The organism is Atlantibacter sp., assembly GCF_032062175.1.
Classification (GTDB): Bacteria; Pseudomonadota; Gammaproteobacteria; order Enterobacterales; family Enterobacteriaceae; genus Atlantibacter.
In genome coordinates, this window is record NZ_DAMBQK010000013.1 from 11,979 (window position 1) to 33,628 (window position 21,650).

The following is a 21,650-nucleotide window of genomic DNA, read 5'->3' on the forward strand; positions in this document are numbered from 1 at the left end:
TAGCGGGCTTGCTTAATGATTGAAGCTTACGCCCGGGTTTATCAACCAATTATCAATATAGCGCTAAAAATAAGGAGTACGGGGTGTTTAAACGGTTATTCTTTCGGGATAACAATAAGATCCACTGGTTTCCCGGTTATGAAGAAAAGCCGGAGATCCTGTTTGGGCAAGACAATACTTTTACCATCAGGAACTTTCGTAATGCCTCGATGATCGATAATACCCTGCATTTTGAATGGCAGGATAAGACGCTTAATCTTGATGATATCGCCAGCGTCGATCTGGTTATCTCTTACTGGTCCAGCCGACATATTGCCCATGTGTTTCTTTCTTTTGGATTTTCCAGTGGCGACTATGTGGCGATTTCCATTGAAACCCGCCGGCGGGCCACGCAAACCTATTCCACCTGGAAAGGTTTTTTCAACACTTATGAATTGATTTACGTGGTGGCGGATGAAAGAGATTTAATCGGCGTGCGGGCCAATATCCGTAAAGAGGATGTCTATATTTACCGGGTCAACGTGACCAAAGAGGTATGCAGGCAGGTATTTCTGGACTACGCCGAACGCATTAACAGCCTGAAAAACAGTGATGAGTTTTACAACACGCTGAGAAACAACTGCACCACCAATATCTTACGGCACAGCCGTAAGGCCGCGCCTGACTTTAAATACAACTGGATGGTGCTGTTTAGCGGTCATGTCGATCAATATTGCTACGATTTAGGGTTGCTCGACAAAACATTCACCATTGAAGCGTTACGGGCCAATAGCAAAGTCGCGGCGGTTGTCGGCACGCTCAATGACGATTATTCACAACGGATCCGGCCCGGTTATCGTGAGCCATAACAATAAAGGATGCAAAATGATGATCAAACGTACCGCCATTGGGATGGCGTTGCTGATACCGCTGAGCGGAGCCACAGCGGCGGAGATCGGCCTGGGCATCGAAGGTGAAGCGCAGTTTAACCCCTATAAAAGCTATAAAACCGACTACTCCGTCATTCCCTATCTGGGCTATGACAATAAGATCGTTTACCTGGACGGCACCGAAGCGGGGGTCTATTTCGTCAATGACGACAAGAACGAATTCAAAGCGCGCGTCTGGTATCTGGACGTAGAGTTCGACCCGGACAACGCCCGCCAGTGGGCGATCCGCCAGCTAAACTCACGCCACAGCACGATGATGGCCGGGGTGAGCTATCAGCGCATCACCGATATCGGCGCGTTTCGCGGGGAGTTTTCCGGCGACACGCTCAATACCAGCAACGGGTTGATGGCGACGCTGGCCTGGGCCGGACAACTTGTCGCAGAGCCAGTGACGATTTATCCGCAGGCGGGCATCGACTGGTATAGCGACAAGCTGGCGCGTTATTACTACGGCATCAGCGAGCGCGAATCCGCTAAATCAGGGTTAGACGCCTGGTCCCCCAATGACGCCTTTGCGCCCTGGCTGGCGGTGGCGGCAGACTGGAAGGTGACTGACAATCTGCATTTCTACCTGCAACCGCGCGTCACCTTCCTGCCTTCAACCATTCGCCACAGCCCGATGGTGGATGACAACATCCTTGCCGACATTGAGTCCGGGCTGGTGTGGTCGTTTTAAGCCGGTTATTCCTGCGCCGTGGAGCGTGATTTCCACGGCATGCGTTTGTACCAGGGTTGTGGAACCGGATGAACAATGGCACGCAATGCCCGGGCGTAATCCATCACCAGGCCCGGCGTCCAGGCCATGGTTAAGGCTCTTTTACGCACCTGGGACGCGATCCACAGTTCCGGCATAAACAGCACTTTCAGGGTAGTCAGCCAGCTTCCCCGCCGGTTGGCTAACACCCCGTCCAGCGCCGCTTCCAGCGAATACGCCACGCTGCTTGAGCAGTTGCGGTAAGTCAGGTTGTAAATTTCATCTTTGCGATAATTCGTCCAGAACCGGTGCAGCGCCTCGCCGTTAAACCCGTGGAAATGGATTTTCATATCAGAATGGCACCAGTTGCCCGACTCCGTGACGTAATCGGGCTGATATTTCCCGGCGATGTCGTTGTCGTGGGTGGCTTTCAGCAGGCGAAAAAACTCAGACGGCGAGCGGTCGATATCTTCAGCCGGGTACAGGCTGACATAAACATGGGGAGACGCCTCCAGCGCCGCATGGCCGGTCGAGATCACGCCGTGGGCATCTACCGCAGCAATATAGCGGTTGATCACCGGGCGCGGCACCGCGGGTTCATTAGCAGAGCCTTCCGGCGTCCAGATATGCACTGTCAGCGGTGAGGTAAACTCCAGCGGCGGCGTCACCGTCCCGGCGGCTTTTTCCGGCATCGGGCTGCCTTTCACTTTGGTGGTGAAGCCTTTGGCGAACTCACGCGGCACCATTATCTGGAATACCGAGGTGGCATTTTTTAACTGCCTTGCCCGCATCGCCACGCGCAGCGTGTTAATGCTGCCCGCTATCATCAACACCCCCAGGAAAAACGACACCGTGGCGCTGGAATGGGTAATTAAAAACCCGGCAAAGGCGATTTGCAGGCAGCCCATAACCAGTGATGCGCGCCAGCGCGGGAAACGCACCACCCAGGCGGAGGCAATAACAAACAGGCCGATGACGAAATACGAGAAGCCAAAAATCACCGACAGCAGGATATTACTGTAACGGGCATCCACCAGCATAATTAACGAAACGAAGAAAAAGACGCCGCCTTTAAAATAGAGCACCGCTTTTTGCGCACCTATTCCGCTTGCCGCCACGCTCAGGGTAATCAGGCTCTCTAATAACAAAACGATGCCAAAGGTTTTTAACGGGAAATACGTTTGCCCGTCAAAGCCATCAATAAAAATCAGAACGCCCGCGACCCCCCATAATAAGCCACTTATCCAAAGATATTTGGCTTTATCACGCACAAATTCTGCACCGAAAAGCAATAACGCGATTTGTAACATAACGACTCTCCGCCTCTCTGCGCTTAACTGAACGTGGTGGTGCCACTGATTCGCCAGTTGCCAATAATAATGGGTTGTGACTGTTTATTAATCAGCATGTTGCCGCTGTCAGTAATGGTCACCCAGCGGTCATTTTTATCTTTAAACCGAAATGAGATAGTGGGCAGCTTATGCGCCTGACCCCTATCGCTCCACTGGCGCTGAAATTTCTCGCGGTCGTCCGGGTGTACGCGTGCCAGCATTTTTTCTTTATCGGTCAGCTCGTCGGTGGCGATGTCGTCCAGCACATCCAGCGTGTGATCCCAGTAAAGTTGCCCGGTAACCAGATTCAATTGATAGATAGCGTCGCGCGCGCTTTGCACGCCGTTACGATTATCCAGCCGCTGGGCGCTGCGGGTTAATACCCGAATAAACACCATTAATAACGCCGTGGCGGTTAAATAACATTGAGCAATCAGCAACGGCTCGCCGGCTCGTAGCCCTTTAATAAAGAAGGGGCCCATTTTTTGAATCGAGAACCAGATAACAATCGCGCCGAGGGTTAATAACGCAAAGGATCCGCCCCGGTTGCCCCACAGTATCGCCAGCGCCACCGTTAACACGATGGGAATACAGGCCGCCGCAAAACGCAGCACATCGTAGCGATGGGCATTAAACGCATCGGTGATATATTTCACCGAGTCGCTGAATATCCAGGCGGTAATCAGGATCAGCAGCACCCACACAAAGCCCCCGGCAATCATTATCCTGCGGTGCATACCTTGAGTACGCAGATGATTATTCAGGAAGCCCATAATGATGGTGGTGGCGAAAAGAATGCCGGTAACGTCGGCAATTAATCCCGGCCAGAACGTGCCGCTAAAGGATTCGTTGCGGAAGTACCATAACCCCCACGACAGCACCAGCGCATCCACCACGCTCACCAGCACCGTGGCAATCAGCCACATCACGATTTGGTGCAGGTCATCGCCTTCACGTGAAAACCGTCTGACAAGCCAGGCGATAGCCATGGTGGAAGGCATGGATAACACCGCAAACATCAGGTTAGTGGGGAAGTTATCCGTGGTGGTGTTATCCAGAATGAGGTTAAGAATGATGAAGCCGGCGAGAAACAGCCACCATTGCCGCCACGGCGCGCACAGAAACGCCGCCGTCGCGACCCCTGCCGGGAACCAGACAATGGAAAAATCAAGGCTCGGATCATCAAGCTGTAGCGAGACCAGACCGGACACATAATAAATGAGCATCCAGATGGCAAAGGAAACGGTCTGATGCATAAACGGTGAGAGTTTGCCTTTCATCGGGACATCTCTTTGGTTTCAGGAAGTCTGTATTATCGGCGATAATCCGAAAAGTTTCATAGCCCCAGGGTAAACGCAGCGTTGATTTTTGCGCTTTTAAGCGCACCTGGCACAACGATATATCATATAAACTCCGCCTCCCGACGGAGTCGCTTGCACCGCCGGGTTTTTACTATTTTTTACCGGGGCACTTGCTGTTATTTTCGTAGCGCGACACAAAACGCAACACGAATTTTTTTTGCACACATATTTTATTTACCGCTTCGTTTTCAGCAAAACGGCGCAGGTCAAATATATAAAATATTATCAGCGACAAACCTTCTAACCTGGCGTATATCTGGTCTGTAAATTTTTATTAGCGTCCATTTAAGAAAAATCCTGAAACTATTCTAAATGACCACAACCGAGGATGAATCGGGCGTTGGCGTCTATCCTTATGCAGGCCAGACAAAAAACTGGCACGACGATAATACTCATTATTTTTTATTAAAAAACGATGGGTTACGGTCTGAGAAAACTACCGCGAAATCGAAGGCCTGATATTTATCCGTGGGTGGTTCTGTTATTGCAGAACGGAACGGAGAATAAACCGACCGTTATTTTCGACCAGGATCTGCGTGTCGAAAACGCGCCGGGAGATTTTCGATAAGGTGTTTAATCTAAGAGGAATAATCATGGCAACGACTTACGAAGAGAACTATCTGGACTGGGTAAGAGATGCGCATGCGATGGAGAAACAGGCTGAATCCATGCTTGAAAAAATGGCTGGACGCCTGGAGCACTATCCGGATCTGAAAGCCCGGATTGAGCAGCACATTGAAGAAACTCGCCAGCAGCAAACGCTTATTCAGTCCGTTATCGATCGTCACAATACCTCTAACTCCGCCTTCAAAGACGTCATGGGCAAAATGGCCGCTACCGGCCAGGCTATGGGCGGTATGTTCGCCGATGACGAAGTGGTCAAAGGCGCCCTCAGCAGCTATGCGTTCGAACACTTTGAAGTGGCCTGCTATACCTCGCTGATCGCGGCGGCGCAACTGGTCGGCGACCAGGAAGGCGCACGCATTTTTGAACAGATCCGTGAGCAAGAAATCGCGATGGCGGAGTGGGCACTAAATCATATTCCTGATGTTACCGAGCAGTTCCTGGTTCGTGACGCCGCACCGGGCGTTGAAGCCAAAAAATAATCTCTTCTTTTGCATGATGCCCGCCGCTAAGGCGGGCATTTCACTGCCTTTTACTTTTGCGGAGTGAGCGTATGTTCAGACATGTCAAAAAACTACAGTACACAGTGCGCGTATCAGAACCGAATCCTGGCCTGGCGAACCTGTTGCTTGAACAGTTCGGCGGCCCACAGGGCGAGTTGGCAGCGGCGTGCCGTTATTTTACCCAGGGTCTGGGCGATGACGATCCGGGCCGTAAAGATATGCTGATGGATATCGCCACCGAAGAATTGAGCCACCTGGAAATCATCGGCTCGCTGGTGGGGATGCTGAATAAAGGCGCGAAAGGCGATCTGGCCGAAGGCACCGAAAAAGAGGGTGAGCTTTATCGCACCATCACCGGCAACGGCAATGACAGCCACCTGACCTCCCTGCTGTATGGCGGCGGTCCGGCGCTGGTGAATTCCGCCGGCGTTCCCTGGACAGCGGCGTACATCGACACCATCGGCGAAGTTACGGCGGATTTACGCTCCAACATCGCGGCAGAAGCCCGCGCCAAAATCATCTATGAGCGCCTGATTAACCTGACCGATGACGTTGGCGTAAAAGACGCGTTAGGCTTCCTGATGACCCGCGAAGTGGCACACCAGATTTCATTTGAGAAAGCGCTGTATTCGATCCGTAATAACTTCCCTGCCGGGAAATTGCCGCCAATCGAACAATACTCCAACGTTTACTTCAATATGTCTGAAGGCGACGACATGCGCGGTAGCTGGAACTCCGACGAGAACTTCACCTATGTGGCCGATCCGCAACCTGCGGTAGACGGTGGCGACGGTCTGGCAAGCGTACAGTTGCCTCCTTCGCAGCAAGCCAATCTGGACAGCATGATTGCCCGCACCGCATCTGACCCGTCGGTTAACCCGGTCACCGGCACCGATATCGGTTCGGTTCCGCCGATCGAAAATGAAGCCGCCTCCAGCAAATCTCCGGTGAAAAAGCCGAAGAAATAAGGTAATACGTGACGGCTCACAGAGCCGTCACGGTCTCCCGCCCGAGTGACATATTCCCGCCAGAGATCAACAAAACCATTCATTCAGTGTGACTATAATGCGGAGCCAATTTTACTCTCGCCCGTGTAACGGGGAAGGAAAAATATGTCTCTTATCACTGAATTACCTGCCATTTTCGATCAGTTCTCAGAAGCCCGCCAGAAAGGTTTTATCACCGTTATGGATCTCAAAGAGCAAGGCGTTCCGCTGGTCGGCACCTATTGCACTTTTATGCCGCAAGAGATCCCGATGGCCGCAGGCGCAGTGGTGGTCTCGCTGTGCTCCACCTCAGATGAAACCATCGAAGAAGCCGAAAAAGACCTGCCGCGTAACCTCTGCCCGCTGATTAAAAGCAGCTACGGTTTTGGGAAAACCGATAAATGCCCCTACTTCTATTTCTCCGACCTGGTGGTGGGCGAAACCACCTGCGACGGCAAGAAAAAGATGTATGAATACATGGCCGATTTTAAAGCGGTCCACGTAATGCAACTCCCAAATAGCACCGCCGACGCTGCGTCACGCGCGTTGTGGAAAGCAGAAATCCATCGCCTGAAAGACGCCGTTGAACAGCGTTTCGGCGCGACGATCACCGAACAGGCGCTGCGCGACGCCATCGCGCTGAAAAACCAGGAGCGCCGCGCGACCGCCAATTTCTACCATGTCGGGCAGCTTAATCCCCCCGCGCTCAGCGGGATGGATATCCTCAAAGTGGTGTACGGCGCGACTTTCCGCTTCGATAAACAGGCGCTGATCGACGAGCTGAACGGCATGGCGGAACGCGTGCGCCAGGAGTGGCAGGACGGCAAACGTCTGGAAGCGCGCCCGCGTATTCTGATTACCGGCTGCCCCATCGGCGGCGCAGCGGAAAAAGTCGTGCGCGCCATCGAGGAAAATGGCGGCTGGGTGGTGGGTTTTGAAAACTGCACCGGCGCGAAAGCCACCGAACACTGCGTGGAAGAGACCGGCGACGTGTACGACGCGCTCACCGATAAGTACCTGGCGATTGGCTGCTCGTGCATTTCCCCTAACGACCAGCGTCTGAAACTGCTTAGCCAGATGGTGGAAGAGTACCAGGCCGACGGCGTGGTGGATGTCATTTTGCAGGCCTGCCACACCTACGCCGTGGAATCGCTGGCGATTAAGCGCCATGTGCGCGAACACCACCACATCCCGTATATCGCCATTGAGACCGATTACTCCACTTCGGATATCGGGCAGCTCAGCACCCGCGTGGCGGCCTTTATCGAAATGCTTTAAGGAGCGGTTGTGGCTGTATCAATAGGGATTGATTCCGGTTCCACCACCACCAAAGGCGTACTGTTGCAGGACGGTGCCATCGTGCGCCGCTTCCTGTGCCCGACGCCGTTCCGCCCGGAGACGGCGATCCGCGAAGCCTGGCAGAGCCTCAGCACCGGGCTGGATGAGCGCCCTTTCCTCACGTTGACCGGTTATGGTCGCCAGTTGGTGGACTTTGCCGATAAGCAGGTTACGGAGATTTCCTGTCATGGCCTGGGCGCGCGTCTGCTGGCTCCGGATACCCGCACGGTGATCGACATTGGCGGGCAAGACAGCAAAGTCATCCAACTGGATGACCGGGGCAATCTGACCGATTTCCTGATGAACGATAAATGCGCCGCAGGCACCGGACGGTTTCTGGAAGTGATTTCCCGCACTTTGGGCGCAAGTGTCGACCAGCTCGACGCGATTACCCGTGGCGTGGAACCGCACGCTATCACCAGTATGTGTACGGTTTTCGCTGAATCTGAAGTTATTAGCCTGCGCTCGGCGGGGGTTGCCCCGGAAGCGATTCTGGCCGGGATCGTCAACGCCATGGCGCGCCGCAGCGCCAACTTCATTGGCAGATTGTCGGCACAGGGCCCGGTATTATTTACCGGGGGCGTCAGCCATTGTGCGGTATTCGTCGATAAGCTCACAGAGCACGTGGGCATGACGGTGCAAACCCATCCCGACGCCCAGTATGCCGGGGCGGTAGGCGCGGCGATTATTGGCCAGCAGCCGAGGAAACGCCGGTGACCGAATACCTGTTTCTGTTCCACAATACCCTCGGTGTGGTGAAAACACGCCGGGCTTTGCAAGCGGCGGGGAAGGATTTTCGCGTTACGGATATCCCTCGCCAGCTGCGCGGCGGCTGCGGGCTGTGCATCTGGATCGCCTGCCCTGAAGAGGGATATCAGGACTGGGTTATGGCCGGGCTGACGGAATCGGTGTATCGGGTGCAAGGTGAACAATGGGACTGCATCGCCACGTATCCACCAGCGTGAACCGTTGACACACATTCAAACAAATGGTTGTATTGCACAACTATTAAATCTTATCAGATGCCGCCATGATCGACTCCGCTATTATTAACGACATCCGTGTCTCCTCCCGTTTGATGGTTCGCGAACTGGGCTTTATGAATGCCACTCTCGCCGCCACGGAGTATTCCCCTTCCGCCGTCCATACGCTGGTGGAAATTGACGCCAACGGCGCGTTGACTGCCGCCCATCTGGTGCAAATTCTCGGGCTGGAAAAATCCAGCGTCAGCCGGATGGTCAGTAAACTGATCGCCGCCGGTGAGTTGCAGGAAACGCCCTCAGCACAGGATGGACGGGTAAAACAGCTGCAACTCACTGAAAAAGGGCGGGAAAGCGTCGCGCGGATCAACCAGTACGGCGCGATGCGGGTCGTCGAAGCGCTGGAGCAGCTCAACCCTTCCCAGCAACAGTCCGTGGCCTGTGGACTGGCGGCCTATGCCCGCGCGCTGGAAGTCTGCCGTAACGGTGCGCGCGTTAGCGAGGCCAGCCCGTTTGAGATTGTCACCGGCTATCACCCCGGCGTGATTGGCCGTATTAGCGAAATGCACGGCAGCTACTACGCCAAAAATTATGGTTTCGGGCACTTCTTTGAAGGCAAAGTCGCGTCGGGCGTGGCGGAATTTTGCGGGCGGCTGAACAACCCCTGCAACCAGGTCTGGTTGGTGATGCATCACGGACGGATTGTCGGCTCGGTTGCCATCGATGGAGAGGACTTAGGCAATAACGAAGCGCATCTGCGCTGGTTTATCCTTGACGACGACTGTCGCGGCAGCGGCATCGGCCGCCGGTTACTGAGTGAAGCAATGGATTTTTGCGACCAGCAGGGGTTTTCGGCAACACAGCTCTGGACGTTTAGCGGGCTCGACGCGGCGCGTCGGCTGTATGAGTCGTTTGGATTTACGCTTGCCCGCGAATGGCAGGGCGATCAGTGGGGACGGGAGATGTTGGAGCAGCAGTTTACGCGGATGGGGCGTTCATAAAAAAATGCCCACCATAAAGGTGGGCACTGTTTTCATTAATCCAGAGAGCGAATTAACGCATCGTCACAAACTCTTCCGCCGCCGTCGGGTGGATTGCCACGGTATTATCAAAGTCTTTCTTAGTCGCGCCCATTTTCAGCGCCACCGCGAAGCCTTGCAGGATCTCATCCATCCCGAAGCCAATCCCATGAATACCGACGATTTTCTCTTCCGGGCCAACGCACACAAGCTTCATGCGGCACGGCTGGCGGTGAGAGGTCACGGCGGTGTACATCGCGGTGAAAGAGGATTTATATACTTTCACCTGGTCATCGCCGTACTGCTCGCGCGCCTGCGGTTCGGTCAGGCCCACAGTGCCGATCGGCGGGTGGCTGAACACCACGGTCGGAACGTTGGTGTAATCCAGATGCTCTTCCGGCTTGTTGTTAAACAGGCGTTCGGAGAGACGGCGACCGGCAGCAACCGCGACCGGCGTTAGTTCCACCGCCCCGGTGTTGTCGCCTACCGCGTAAATGCCTTCAACGCTGGTATTCTGGAATTTATCAACGACGATGTAGCCTTTTTCGTTGGTTTTAACGCCCGTTACCGCCAGGTTGAAGTTGTCGTTAGCCGGTTCGCGGCCAATCGCCCAAATCAGGCAGTCAACGGTTTCGCTGCGACCATCCTCCAGTTGCAGCGTCAGGCTGCCGTCAGCGTTTTTCACTACCGCTTTCGGGATCGCCTGGGTGTGCAGCGTCGGGCCTTCGGTGTTGATCACTTCCACCAGCGTTTCGACAATCAGCGGATCAAAGTTACGCAGCGGCGCGTGTTTACGCACAAACAGGTGGGTATCCGCACCCAGGGCGTTCACCACGCCAGCAATTTCCACGGCGATGTAACCTGCGCCCACCACCGCAACGCGTTTCGGCATCTCGTCCAGCTCAAAGAAGCCGTCGGAATTAATACCGTATTCCGCGCCCGGAATCGACGGAATAGACGGGCGGCCACCGGTGGCGATCAGGATATGGTCAGCGGTAATGGTTTCGCCATTCACTTCTACGGTATGCGCATCGACAAAACGCGCGAAGCCACGGATCACATCAACGATGTTTTTCTTCAGCACCGTCTCGTAAGAGGTGTGGATGCGATCGATGTAGGCGGTACGGCTGGCAACCAGTTTCTTCCAGTCGAAATGATTCACGGTGGTATCGAAACCGTAATCCGGGCCGTACAGATGGATGGCTTCCGCGATTTGCGCCGCATGCCACATCACTTTTTTCGGCACACAACCGACGTTGACGCAGGTGCCGCCTAGCTCTTTGGCTTCAATCAGCGCGCACTTCTTCCCGTACATGGCTGCCCGGTTAATGGAGGCAATACCGCCGCTGCCGCCGCCGATAGCGAGGTAGTCGTAATGTTTGGTCATGAGTCTAATCCTTAATGTCTGATTGCCGCGATTGTATACCTGAAATCAATAGGTTCCATCGATGGCTGTGATTATTCCGGCACGATCCAGCTAACGGTAGCGTGCCCGGTTCCCGCCGGCACCAGCTTTTTATGTAGCCACGGCAGAACGGTGTTCATCTGCTGTTCCAGCTTCCACGGCGGGTTAATCACAATCATCCCCGACGCGGTCATGCCGCGACGATCGCTGTCCGGTAACACTGCCAGCTCGATTTGTAGAATACGGCGAATGCCGGTTTCTTCCAGCGCGTGAACCATGCGTTTGATCTGCTGGCGCAGGACTACCGGATACCACAGCGCATACACGCCGGTCGCAAAGCGGCTGTAACCTTCTTTAATGCCGGTCACCACCGCCTGATAGTCGGTTTTCATTTCATAGGGCGGATCGATAAGAACTAATCCACGACGCGACACCGGCGGCAGTTTAGCCTTCAACTGCTGATAGCCATCGGAACGGCTGACGGTGGCGCGGTCGTCTTTCTGAAATTCGGAACGCAGCAGCGGGAAGTCGCTGGGGTGCAGTTCGGTCAGTAGCATACTGTCCTGTGGGCGCAGCAGCTGGCGCGCGATCAGCGGGGAACCGGGGTAATAACGCAGTTGCCCGCCACGGTTAAAATGCGCCACCGCGCTGATGTACGGCTCCAGCTCGGCAGGCAAATCATCCTGCTGCCAGATGCGCGCGATGCCTTCGAGATACTCGCCGGTACGCTCCGCATGTTCGCCGCTTAACTGATAGCGCCCTGCCCCCGCATGGGTATCCAGATAGAGAAACGGTTTCTCTTTTTCTTTAAGGGATTCAATGATAAGGCTTTGTACAGTGTGCTTCAGCACGTCGGCGTGGTTACCGGCGTGGAAGCTGTGGCGATAGCTAAGCATGTAGAACGTTTCCAGATAGGATCTAAAGGTATGGGCACAGTATACCGGAAAGTTAACCCAACCGGGGATTGCCGACGGCGACCATTGAAATCCACTACACTAAACCCCAGATCACCACACAATGAACAAAGCGCCGCTCGATGCGCTTCACTTACCTTTTAATCAGGAACGCGCTTATGACCAATCCATTACTCGTCCCTTTCGAGTTGCCGCCCTTCTCCGCCATTAAACCTGAACATGTGGTTCCCGCTGTGACACAAGCGCTGGATGCCTGCCGTCAGCGTGTGGAAGAAGTGGTTGCGAAAGGCGCGCCATACCGTTGGGAGACGCTGTGCCAGCCGCTGGCTGAAGTGGACGATCGTTTAGGGCGCATTTTCTCCCCGGTCAGCCACCTGAATTCGGTGCAGAACAGCCCGGAACTGCGCGAAGCCTACGAACAAACCCTGCCGCTGCTGTCTGAATACAGCACCTGGGTCGGCCAGCATGAAGGGCTGTATAACGCGTACCGCGATCTGCACGACGGCGAGCACTACGCCGCCCTCGATACCGCCCAGAAAAAAGCGGTGGATAACGCACTGCGTGATTTTGAACTCTCCGGCATCGGTTTGCCGAAAGAAAAGCAGCAGCGCTATGGTGAAATCGCCGCGCGTCTGTCCGAGCTGGGCTCGACTTACAGCAATAACGTGCTCGACGCCACTATGGGCTGGAGCAAACTGGTTACCGATGAATCTGAACTTTCAGGGATGCCGGAAAGCGCGCTGGCCGCCGCCAAAGCCCAGGCCGAAGCCAAAGAGCAACAGGGTTATCTGCTGACGCTGGATATCCCGAGCTACCTGCCGGTGATGACTTATTGCGACAATCAGGCGCTGCGTGAAGAGATGTACCGCGCCTACAGCACCCGCGCCTCTGACCAGGGACCAAACGCCGGGAAATGGGATAACAGCCCGATTATGGAAGAGATCCTGGCGCTGCGTCATGAGCTGGCGGAACTGCTGGGCTTCGAAAACTACGCCCATAAATCCCTTGCCACCAAAATGGCGGAAAACCCACAGCAGGTGCTGGAGTTCTTAACCGATCTGGCAAAACGCGCTCGTCCGCAGGGCGAAAAAGAGCTGGCCCAGTTGCGTGACTTCGCTAAAGCGCAGCATGGCGTGGACGAACTGCATCCGTGGGATATCGCTTACTACAGCGAAAAACAAAAACAGCATCTGTACAGCATCAGCGACGAACAGCTGCGCCCGTACTTCCCGGAAAACAAAGCGGTTAATGGCCTGTTCGAAGTGGTTAAGCGCATTTACGGCATCACCGCCAAAGAGCGCAAAGACGTTGACGTCTGGCACCCGGACGTGCGTTTCTTCGAGTTGTATGACGACAGCGGCGAACTGCGCGGCAGTTTCTATCTTGATTTATACGCCCGCGAAAACAAACGCGGCGGCGCGTGGATGGACGATTGCGTTGGCCAGATGCGCAAAGCCGACGGCTCGCTACAAAAACCGGTGGCCTATCTCACCTGTAACTTCAACCGTCCGCTGAACGGCAAACCAGCGCTGTTTACCCACGACGAAGTGATCACCCTGTTCCACGAATTCGGCCACGGCCTGCACCATATGCTGACGCGCATCGAAACCCCAGGGGTGGCGGGCATCAGCGGTGTGCCGTGGGATGCGGTAGAGCTGCCGAGCCAGTTTATGGAAAACTGGTGCTGGGAGCCGGACGCGCTGGCGTTTATCTCTGGCCATTATGAAACCGGTGAACCGTTGCCGCAGGAACTGCTGGAGAAAATGCTGGCGGCGAAAAACTACCAGGCGGCGATGTTTATCCTGCGCCAGTTGGAATTCGGCCTGTTTGATTTCCGCCTGCATGCGGAATTCAGCCCGGATTTGGGGGCGAAAATCCTCGAAACCCTGGCAGAAATTAAGAGCCAGGTGGCTCTGATCCCGGGTCCGTCATGGGGCCGTTTCCCGCACGCCTTCAGCCACATTTTTGCCGGCGGTTATGCGGCAGGTTACTACAGCTACCTGTGGGCCGATGTGCTGGCGGCGGATGCGTACTCCCGTTTCGAAGAAGAAGGGATTTTCAACCGTCAAACCGGCCAGTCGTTCCTCGACAACATCCTGACCCGTGGCGGGTCCGAAGAGCCGATGGAGCTATTTAAACGCTTCCGTGGCCGCGAACCGCAGTTGGATGCGATGCTGGAACACTACGGCATTAAGGGTTAAACCCACTCGTGAACATCTGTTTAATTGATGAAACAGGCGCCGGAGACGGCGCCTTATCACTTCTGGCGCAGCGCTGGGAGCTGAACCACGATGCGGATAACCCGATGGCACTGGTATTAACGGCGGAGCATCTGGAATTACGCAAGCGCGATGAACCGAAGCTCGGTGGGATTTTTGTCGATTTTGTCTCCGGAGCGATGGCCCATCGCCGTAAATTCGGCGGTGGACGCGGCGAAGCGGTCGCTAAAGCGGTAGGTATTAAAGGCGATTATCTGCCGGACGTGGTGGATGCCACGGCAGGCCTGGGGCGCGATGCCTTTGTGCTGGCGTCGGTAGGGTGCCATGTGCGGATGCTGGAGCGTAATCCGGTGGTCGCAGCCCTGCTGGATGACGGCCTGGCGCGCGGCTATCAGGACCCGGAAATCGGCCCCTGGCTGCGCGAACGGTTACATCTGATCCACGCTTCAAGCCTGACGGCGCTGGAAAACATTAACCCGCGCCCACAGGTTGTGTATCTTGATCCGATGTTTCCCCACAAGCAGAAAAGCGCGCTGGTGAAGAAAGAAATGCGGGTGTTTCAGTCACTGGTAGGGCCGGATATCGACGCGGACGGATTACTGGAACCCGCCCGGCGTCTGGCGACAAAACGCATCGTGGTCAAACGCCCTGACTATGCGCCGCCGCTGGCGGGCGTCGCCACCCAGTCGGCGGTGACGACCAAAAGCCATCGCTTCGATATCTATCCGCCGCTGGTTTAGATTACTGCGGCATCGCCTCACGCGGAATAATCGCGCCGCGATACTGGATCACAGTGCTGGCGGTAAGGTGGCCGCGCTTCGCTGCCGCTTCGGCATCACCGCCGGTCAGACGCACCGCCAGATAACCAGCGCTGAACGAGTCGCCAGCTGCGGTGGTGTCGATCACTTTCTCTTTCGGCAGTTTCACCGCCGGGACTTCCAGCAGCGGTTCGCCGGCAATCGCCACCAGGCAGGAATCCGCGCCGCGCTTAATCACCACTTCGCTTACGCCTGCCGCCTGGGTGCGGGCAACCACTTCATCCACCGGCTTTTCGCCCCACAGCGCGTCTTCGTCGTCCAGCGTCAGGAACGCGATATCGGTGCAGGTCAGCATCTGCTGATAAACCTGTTGGGTCACTTCTTTGCTGACCCACAGGCGCGGACGGTAGTTGTTGTCAAAAATGACCTTCCCGCCGTTGGCGCGGCATTCGCGCAGCAGCACCAGCAGTTTTTCACGGCTTTCCGGGCTTAAAATCGCCAGGCTGATGCCGCTTAAGTAGAGGTAATCAAACTGCGCCAGCTCGGCGCAAATCGCCGGAGCCTGCTCGCTTTCCAGCCAGAAACGCGCGGCGGCTTCGTTACGCCAGTAGTAGAAGGTGCGCTCGCCGGTCTCGTCGGTTTCGATGTAGTACAGGCCCGGCAGACGGTTTTCCATACGCTGGATCAGCGATGTTTGCACCTGCTCTGCCTGCCACGCTTCCAGCATCTGCTGGCTGAAGCTGTCCTGGCCCAGCGCGGTCACGTAGTGAACGCCCAGTTCCTGTGCATCCACCTGACGGGCGATATAAACGGACGTATTCAGCGTATCGCCGCCAAATCCGCGGTTTACTTCCGCACCTTTCTGCGACAGTTCAATCATGCATTCGCCAATGACGGCAATCTTTTTCAACGACATAGTGGCCAACCCGGATTATCAAAATTATGCGCAGTGTGTGCTGCGAACGAAAAGTCGTCAAATATTTTAAAACAATGTTCCGATAATTTTTTTGAGCCAGGTGGCGTTCCTGAAACTAAATCCACAAAAAACTGCCAGAATTGGTTACGGACGAAACATAAAGTTCTCAAGCGCGGGGCCGATAATCCCAATGTCCAGGTATGTCACCCCGTTAAACAGGACGACGACGATGAAGTTAAAGCAGGTCACTCACCGGCTGACAATGCCCGCCGCGAGTATCGAAAATTTAGAAGAGCATCGATATTGGTTGCAGTGTGAGCGTGCTTATACTTATCAGCCAATCTATAAAACCAACGGCAAACTGCTGGCGGTGGAGCTGTTGACGGTCGTCACGCATCCTGGCAACCCCCAACAACGCATCGCGCCCGATCGCTATTTTGCCGCCATCCCGGTGCGCCTGCGCCTGAGCGTGATTGAAGAACAGTTGCGGATGCTCCGGGAGCGAGAAAGTTTCTTCCAGGGCCACGAGGTGCTGGCATCGGTCAATGTTGACGGTCCTACGCTTATTGCTATGCGCGAACGCAGCGACATTCTGGCGCTGGTCAACGAACTGCCCTGGGTGCGTTTTGAACTGGTCGAGCACATTCGCTTGCCGGAAGATTCTAATCTTGCGGGTATGAGCGAGTTTGGCCCGCTGTGGCTGGACGATTTCGGCACCGGCATGGCGAATTTCTCGGCGTTAAGCGAAGTGCGCTATGACTACATCAAAGTGGCGCGCGAGCTGTTTATCATGCTGCGCACCACGCCGGAAGGCCGCAATCTGTTTACCCAGTTACTGCAACTGATGAACCGCTACTGCAACGGCGTGATCGTCGAGGGCGTCGAAACGGTCGAGGAATGGCAGGATGTTCAGGCGTCGCCAGCGCTGGCGGCACAAGGGTATTACCTGTCGCGCCCGGTCTGTTTCAGCACCCTGGATGAGGTAGAAATGCGAATGCTCTGATGCCCTTTCTCTGTGCTGAACTATCTTTATTAAAAAAGATAATCAGACAGAGGTGGGCATGACGCGAACCGGAAAAATTATAAGCGGAATAGCAGGCGCTTTTTTGTTGTTGGTTGTGGTGGTTGTCATTGTTATTGCAACATTTGACTGGAACAGGCTGAAGCCAACTATCAACCAAAAAGTTTCTACTGAACTGAACCGTCCGTTTGCTATACGCGGCGATTTACGTGTTGCCTGGGCGCGCAATCGCGACGAACCGGGCTGGCGCAGTTGGGTGCCGTGGCCCCATGTGTACGCCAACGATATTATCCTGGGCAATCCGCCCGACATCCCTGCCGTCACGATGGTGCATCTCCCGCGCGTGGAAGCCACGCTTGCGCCGTTAGCGTTGCTGTCGAAAACCGTTTATCTGCCCTGGATCAAGCTGGTTAAACCCGATGCCAGGCTGATCCGTATTAATGAAAAAACCAATAACTGGACCTTCGATATGGCGAAAAGCGATAGCGAAGAAGAGGCGCAGCAGCCTTCGTCGTGGTCGTTCCGCCTGGACAATATTCTGTTCGATGAAGGACGCATCGCGGTGGATGACAGTGTCTCGAAGGCGGATGTGGAAATCCTGGTCGATCCGCTGGGCAAACCGCTGCCGTACAGCGAAGTGAGCGGTCAGAAAGCCAAAGACGACGATAAAAAACCCGGTGATTACATTTTTGGTTTGAAAATGAAAGGTCGGTACAACGAACAGAGCGTGCAGGGCAGCGGGAAAATCGGCGGCATGCTGGCGTTGCGCAGCGAAGGCTCGCCATTCCCGGTGCAGGCCGATATTCGTTCCGGCAATACGCGGGTGGCGTTTCAGGGCACCGTCAATGATCCGATGAAAATGGGCGGCGTCGACCTCCAGCTTAAATTCAGCGGTGACTCATTAGGTGAACTGTATGAACTGACCGGTGTACTGTTGCCGGATACCCCGCCTTTCGAAACCGACGGGCGTCTGGTAGCAAAAATCGACGCCGATAAAGGCTCGGTTTACGACTATCGCGGCTTCCGTGGTCGTATCGGTGACAGCGATATTCGCGGCTCGCTGACCTACAGCCAGCGCAAACCGCGCCCGAAACTGGAAGGCGACCTGGAATCGCGCCAACTGCGGCTGGCGGATTTAGGGCCGTTGGTCGGGGTAGATTCCGGCAAAGACGCGGAGAAGAGCCGCCAGTCAGAGCAGAAAAAAGGCGAGAAGTCAGCGCAACCGGCGGGCAAAGTGCTGCCGTATGACAAGTTTGAGACCGATAAGTGGGACACGATGGATGCCGATGTGCGGTTCAAAGGACGGCGCATCGAACACAGCGCCACCCTGCCGCTAAGCGATCTCTCTACGCATATCCTGTTGAATAACGGCGATTTACGCCTGAAACCGCTCAAGTTCGGCATGGCGGGCGGCACTATCTCGTCGAATATCCATCTCGACGGCAGGAAAAACCCGATGCAGGGCGAGGCCGATATTCAGGCGCGCCGCCTGAAGCTCAAACAGTTGATGCCGGACGTCGAACTGATGCAAAAAACGCTCGGCGAAATGAACGGTGACGCCGAGTTCCGCGGCACGGGCAACTCCATCGCCGCGCTGTTGGGCAGTAGCGACGGTAATTTAAAATTGCTGATGAACGATGGTCTGATCAGCCGCAACCTGATGGAAATCCTCGGCCTGAACGTCGGCAACTTCCTGGTCGGGCAAATCTTTGGCGACGAAGAGGTGCGGGTAAACTGCGCTGCCGCTAACCTGGATATCCGCCGGGGCGTGGCGCGCCCGCAAATCTTCGCGTTTGATACGGAAAATGCGGTGGTGAATATTACCGGTACCGCCAGTTTCGCTTCGGAGCAGCTCGATTTGACCATCGACCCGGAGAGTAAAGGGATACGCATCGTGACGCTGCGCTCGCCGCTGTATGTGCGCGGCACCTTTAAAAACCCGGATTACGGCGTGAAGCCGGGGCCATTGATTGCCCGTGGCGCGGTCGCTGCGGCACTGGCGACGCTGGTGACGCCTGCTGCGGCGCTACTGGCGCTGATTTCCCCGTCGGAAGGCGAAGCGAACCAATGCCAGATGATTTTGTCACAGATGAAGAAGTAAATATAAGGAGCGCGCCCGGCGAGGGCGCGCTTTGCATAGGGTTATGCATTTAAAGTGAAGACCGTTCGCGTTCCTTATTCTGTTGCTTTCTGTGCTCAATTCGCATAAGAGCCGTTTTAAAGTAAGCCATGTAAAAAACCGGAAAAAATAAAAATAAATAGCGCCTGAAAAGGCAGGATAATGATAAATTCTTAAAATAGCATTTAAGTAATGTCAAATGACACTGAAAAAATAGAGACATTTTATAATCTAGCTTTTAATATTTATAAATCATTAATTTAGGAATAGTCATTAATGACTATTTCGGCACCAAAAAAGTCAAATCTGAATATGTTAATAATGAGAGCAATATTTTAGAATAATGTTATAGCTATAAGCCCAAAAAAAGCTCAACCTATTGATTTAAATGATTTTTCAAAAGGTCGAGACTTGCTGGAAAAATGAACAACCTGCTGCTTTTCCTTGTATGCTTTTACTGACCAAAGATAATCTTGAATTTTAATTTATAAAGAGTGAGTAAAACCCTGGGCGCGTACACTTAATTAATTTCAAATAACAATTTAACACATATAAATTCCTATAAACTTTATCAGTATTAAAATCGCTGAAATTTCCCATTTTCTTCGTCAGTTTCATACCTATGAACCGTAACCATAATGAGCATTCCCGCGGACCAAACTCAACTCGAGTACCCCCTCAATATACCATTGAGATCCTTGAGAAAATGCTACCGCACATCACATTCAAGGCCTATCCGGTCGGATACAGAATAAGTTATAGTGCAACCAAACAATCGCATGTTTATTTACTGCGAAAAGGGGTTGTATCATTATACAGGCAACCAGATGATATCTTATTAGATATTTTCGAAGCTCCCATGCTGAGAGGTATCATTCCCCTACATGATATGTCGCAATCCGTTTTTACTTTTAAAGCCATTACTCCCATTGAAATGGCCGTTGTAGACAGACAAGAATTTGAAAATTTATTGAATCAACTAGATTTATGGCAAACTTTTGCCAGTCATTTGCAGTTAGTGTCCAGTATGATGACAGAGATCTTGTTTAAGCTTATCTCACCTTCAGCTTTTGATATCGTACGTCTTCAGCTTTATGAGTTGATGGCAAAACCAGAATATATCCGTGAAACTATTACTATTGAAAATTATATTAAGGGAAAATCAAGAATTTCCAGATCAGCAATTATGCGTATATTATCTGAGTTGAAGAAAGGTGGGTATATTACAGCGAAAAACGGCATTCTTAAAAATATTAATTATATCCCTCAAAAATATTGATTATCCCTTACGGTCAATGTGACCTCATCCAAACCTAATAAAACAATATTCCTCTTTAATCTGTCCCCCAAAAAAGTCAGTTAACTGTCAACCTCGATTGCCATCTACAACACAATCAAAAAACCAAAGCACTACAAGAGTGCTTTGGCTCAATTTTTTGAAAGACTGTAAAAATTATTTATACTTTTTTAGAGATTTATTAGACTATATATCATTCAATGTTAGTGGTAATTGTCGCAGTTGAAGTGAACATGCCGGGTTCTGGACTACTTCCAGTGGTATTAATTGGATAGCTTTTGAAAGTAGCAGTACCCGAATTTGTGGCATAATTAAATTGTGAATCTAAGCTTCCTTCATTGGGCGTAATGACGTTGCCGTTACTATCTTCGATGCGAATACCTATATCATCATTATCAGTAGCCAAAGAATTATTATCATCCGGTGCTGCCTGGCCGGAAAGTTTAAAACTTATCTTGACACCTTGTGCCATATTGGTGCAAACGTAGGCCATTTGTGTCACTACAGCCTTGCCAGACGCACCACTACCTTTTGTACTTAAATGTTTACGAAGAACGTCACCATAATCAATGTCGATTATTTGACCATCATTGATCTTACATGATTGTGGTACAGTAATATCTCCTGTCATAGATACCTGAGCCATAGGTGTAGATGGATAAGTTCCTAGTGTATGGGTTCCGTATAACCTAACCACTACGGTGGAAGGTATATTCATTACACCAGTAAATGCCTTTGAGATATACAAACTTAGCATACCTTTATTACCGGTATTGTACGTTCCGGATGAACAGTTACCAGATACCTCACTCGTAAAATCGGTAAAAGGTGTAGCTATATATTGTGATACCAATCCGCCAATAAACACAGATGATGCAATGGCTATGTTTTCGTTTAGCTTATAATAGTTTCCGTTACCCGTATAGACCAATTCTCCCAGATCGCCTGGCACTGCTTTGTAATATGCCTTGCTACTACCGGTGCAGTCACATGTTGCAGTATAGGTAGAACCAAATGACCACGAATAGAATGATAATAACGTTTGACCCGCTTTATTTTTAGTAGGATCGGTTATTTTATAATGAAACGTACCGCTATACGCCTTTGTTCCGCTGTCGGCTAAACACCAACCCGTACCTGCTTGTGCTGTAAATGAAAACGCAAAGCAGCTAATTAGAAGATAGCATATATAACGACAAATCCTAATTAAACTATTTTTAATGAATTCCATGATAA

At 53.0% G+C, this 21,650-nt stretch carries 19 protein-coding genes; 13 read left to right on the forward strand and 6 right to left on the reverse strand.

Features of this window, described 5'->3' with window-relative positions; all coding sequences use genetic code 11:
* Positions 1-83 precede the first annotated feature (83 nt).
* Positions 84-848: a DUF4105 domain-containing protein gene (locus RT120_RS12900; protein WP_312983028.1), complete on the forward strand. Its 765-nt coding sequence runs from the start codon at positions 84-86 to the stop codon at positions 846-848.
* Between the two features lie 16 nt (positions 849-864).
* Entirely contained in the window at positions 865-1,605 is a 741-nt protein-coding gene (locus RT120_RS12905; RefSeq protein ID WP_312983029.1) for a MipA/OmpV family protein, read from the forward strand.
* Between the two features lie 5 nt (positions 1,606-1,610).
* Here RT120_RS12905 and RT120_RS12910 read toward each other — a convergent pair whose 3' ends face one another.
* A complete protein-coding gene (locus RT120_RS12910; RefSeq protein ID WP_312983031.1) occupies positions 1,611-2,933 on the reverse strand; it encodes an MFS transporter in 1,323 nt (440 codons plus the stop codon).
* A gap of 23 nt (positions 2,934-2,956) precedes the next feature.
* Positions 2,957-4,234 (reverse strand): MASE1 domain-containing protein, encoded by a 1,278-nt coding sequence (locus RT120_RS12915; RefSeq protein WP_312983033.1) that lies wholly within the window; start codon positions 4,232-4,234, stop codon positions 2,957-2,959.
* A 674-nt stretch (positions 4,235-4,908) separates the two neighbouring features.
* On the opposite strand from RT120_RS12915, the gene RT120_RS12920 reads away from it, so the two are divergent.
* The 6 genes from RT120_RS12920 (at position 4,909) to RT120_RS12945 (ending at position 9,747) form a co-directional block, all read left to right on the forward strand.
* Positions 4,909-5,421 (forward strand): ferritin-like domain-containing protein, encoded by a 513-nt coding sequence (locus RT120_RS12920; protein ID WP_312983034.1) that lies wholly within the window; start codon positions 4,909-4,911, stop codon positions 5,419-5,421.
* 71 nt (positions 5,422-5,492) lie between these two features.
* On the forward strand, positions 5,493-6,410 hold the full coding sequence (locus tag RT120_RS12925) for a manganese catalase family protein (RefSeq protein ID WP_312983036.1): 918 nt from the start codon (positions 5,493-5,495) through the stop codon (positions 6,408-6,410).
* Positions 6,411-6,554: 144 nt separating this feature from the next.
* Positions 6,555-7,706 (forward strand): double-cubane-cluster-containing anaerobic reductase, encoded by a 1,152-nt coding sequence (locus RT120_RS12930; RefSeq protein ID WP_312983038.1) that lies wholly within the window; start codon positions 6,555-6,557, stop codon positions 7,704-7,706.
* Positions 7,707-7,715: 9 nt separating this feature from the next.
* Positions 7,716-8,483 carry a putative 2-hydroxyacyl-CoA dehydratase activator YjiL gene (gene yjiL / locus RT120_RS12935; RefSeq protein ID WP_312983039.1) on the forward strand — a complete coding sequence of 256 codons (768 nt, stop codon included), beginning with the start codon at positions 7,716-7,718 and terminating at the stop codon, positions 8,481-8,483.
* Positions 8,480-8,731, forward strand: a complete 252-nt coding sequence (locus RT120_RS12940) for a DUF3343 domain-containing protein (RefSeq protein WP_312983041.1) — start codon at positions 8,480-8,482, stop codon at positions 8,729-8,731. Before yjiL ends, RT120_RS12940 begins: the two co-directional genes overlap by 4 nt.
* Before the next feature lie 65 nt (positions 8,732-8,796).
* Complete coding sequence (locus tag RT120_RS12945; protein ID WP_312983043.1) at positions 8,797-9,747, forward strand: bifunctional helix-turn-helix transcriptional regulator/GNAT family N-acetyltransferase; 951 nt, start codon at positions 8,797-8,799, stop codon at positions 9,745-9,747.
* Between the two features lie 52 nt (positions 9,748-9,799).
* Here RT120_RS12945 and gorA read toward each other — a convergent pair whose 3' ends face one another.
* Positions 9,800-11,152: a glutathione-disulfide reductase gene (gorA, locus tag RT120_RS12950; RefSeq protein ID WP_312983045.1), complete on the reverse strand. Its 1,353-nt coding sequence runs from the start codon at positions 11,150-11,152 to the stop codon at positions 9,800-9,802.
* 71 nt (positions 11,153-11,223) lie between these two features.
* Positions 11,224-12,066, reverse strand: coding sequence for a 23S rRNA (adenine(2030)-N(6))-methyltransferase RlmJ (locus tag RT120_RS12955; RefSeq protein ID WP_312983047.1), 843 nt, complete (start codon positions 12,064-12,066; stop codon positions 11,224-11,226).
* A gap of 176 nt (positions 12,067-12,242) precedes the next feature.
* Here RT120_RS12955 and prlC point away from each other — a divergent pair, with 176 nt between their 5' ends.
* Both prlC and rsmJ read left to right on the forward strand, forming a co-directional pair.
* On the forward strand, positions 12,243-14,285 hold the full coding sequence (gene prlC, locus RT120_RS12960; RefSeq protein ID WP_312983049.1) for an oligopeptidase A: 2,043 nt from the start codon (positions 12,243-12,245) through the stop codon (positions 14,283-14,285).
* An 8-nt stretch (positions 14,286-14,293) separates the two neighbouring features.
* Positions 14,294-15,043 carry a 16S rRNA (guanine(1516)-N(2))-methyltransferase RsmJ gene (gene rsmJ / locus RT120_RS12965; protein ID WP_312983051.1) on the forward strand — a complete coding sequence of 250 codons (750 nt, stop codon included), beginning with the start codon at positions 14,294-14,296 and terminating at the stop codon, positions 15,041-15,043.
* A gap of 1 nt (position 15,044) precedes the next feature.
* On the opposite strand, the gene RT120_RS12970 is transcribed toward rsmJ, so the two are convergent.
* The gene (locus RT120_RS12970) at positions 15,045-15,977 is read right to left on the reverse strand and encodes a sugar kinase (RefSeq protein WP_312983052.1); all 933 of its coding nucleotides are present in this window, start codon (positions 15,975-15,977) and stop codon (positions 15,045-15,047) included.
* 229 nt (positions 15,978-16,206) lie between these two features.
* On the opposite strand from RT120_RS12970, the gene pdeH reads away from it, so the two are divergent.
* The 3 genes from pdeH to RT120_RS12985 all read left to right on the forward strand — a co-directional run bounded on the left by pdeH (position 16,207) and on the right by RT120_RS12985 (position 20,396).
* Positions 16,207-16,980: a cyclic-guanylate-specific phosphodiesterase gene (gene pdeH, locus RT120_RS12975; protein ID WP_312983054.1), complete on the forward strand. Its 774-nt coding sequence runs from the start codon at positions 16,207-16,209 to the stop codon at positions 16,978-16,980.
* A gap of 58 nt (positions 16,981-17,038) precedes the next feature.
* Entirely contained in the window at positions 17,039-19,099 is a 2,061-nt protein-coding gene (locus RT120_RS12980; RefSeq protein ID WP_312983055.1) for an AsmA family protein, read from the forward strand.
* Positions 19,100-19,739: 640 nt separating this feature from the next.
* Positions 19,740-20,396, forward strand: coding sequence for a helix-turn-helix domain-containing protein (locus RT120_RS12985; RefSeq protein WP_312983056.1), 657 nt, complete (start codon positions 19,740-19,742; stop codon positions 20,394-20,396).
* Positions 20,397-20,607: 211 nt separating this feature from the next.
* Here RT120_RS12985 and RT120_RS12990 read toward each other — a convergent pair whose 3' ends face one another.
* The gene (locus tag RT120_RS12990; RefSeq protein WP_312983058.1) at positions 20,608-21,645 is read right to left on the reverse strand and encodes a fimbrial protein; all 1,038 of its coding nucleotides are present in this window, start codon (positions 21,643-21,645) and stop codon (positions 20,608-20,610) included.
* Positions 21,646-21,650: the final 5 nt, after the last annotated feature.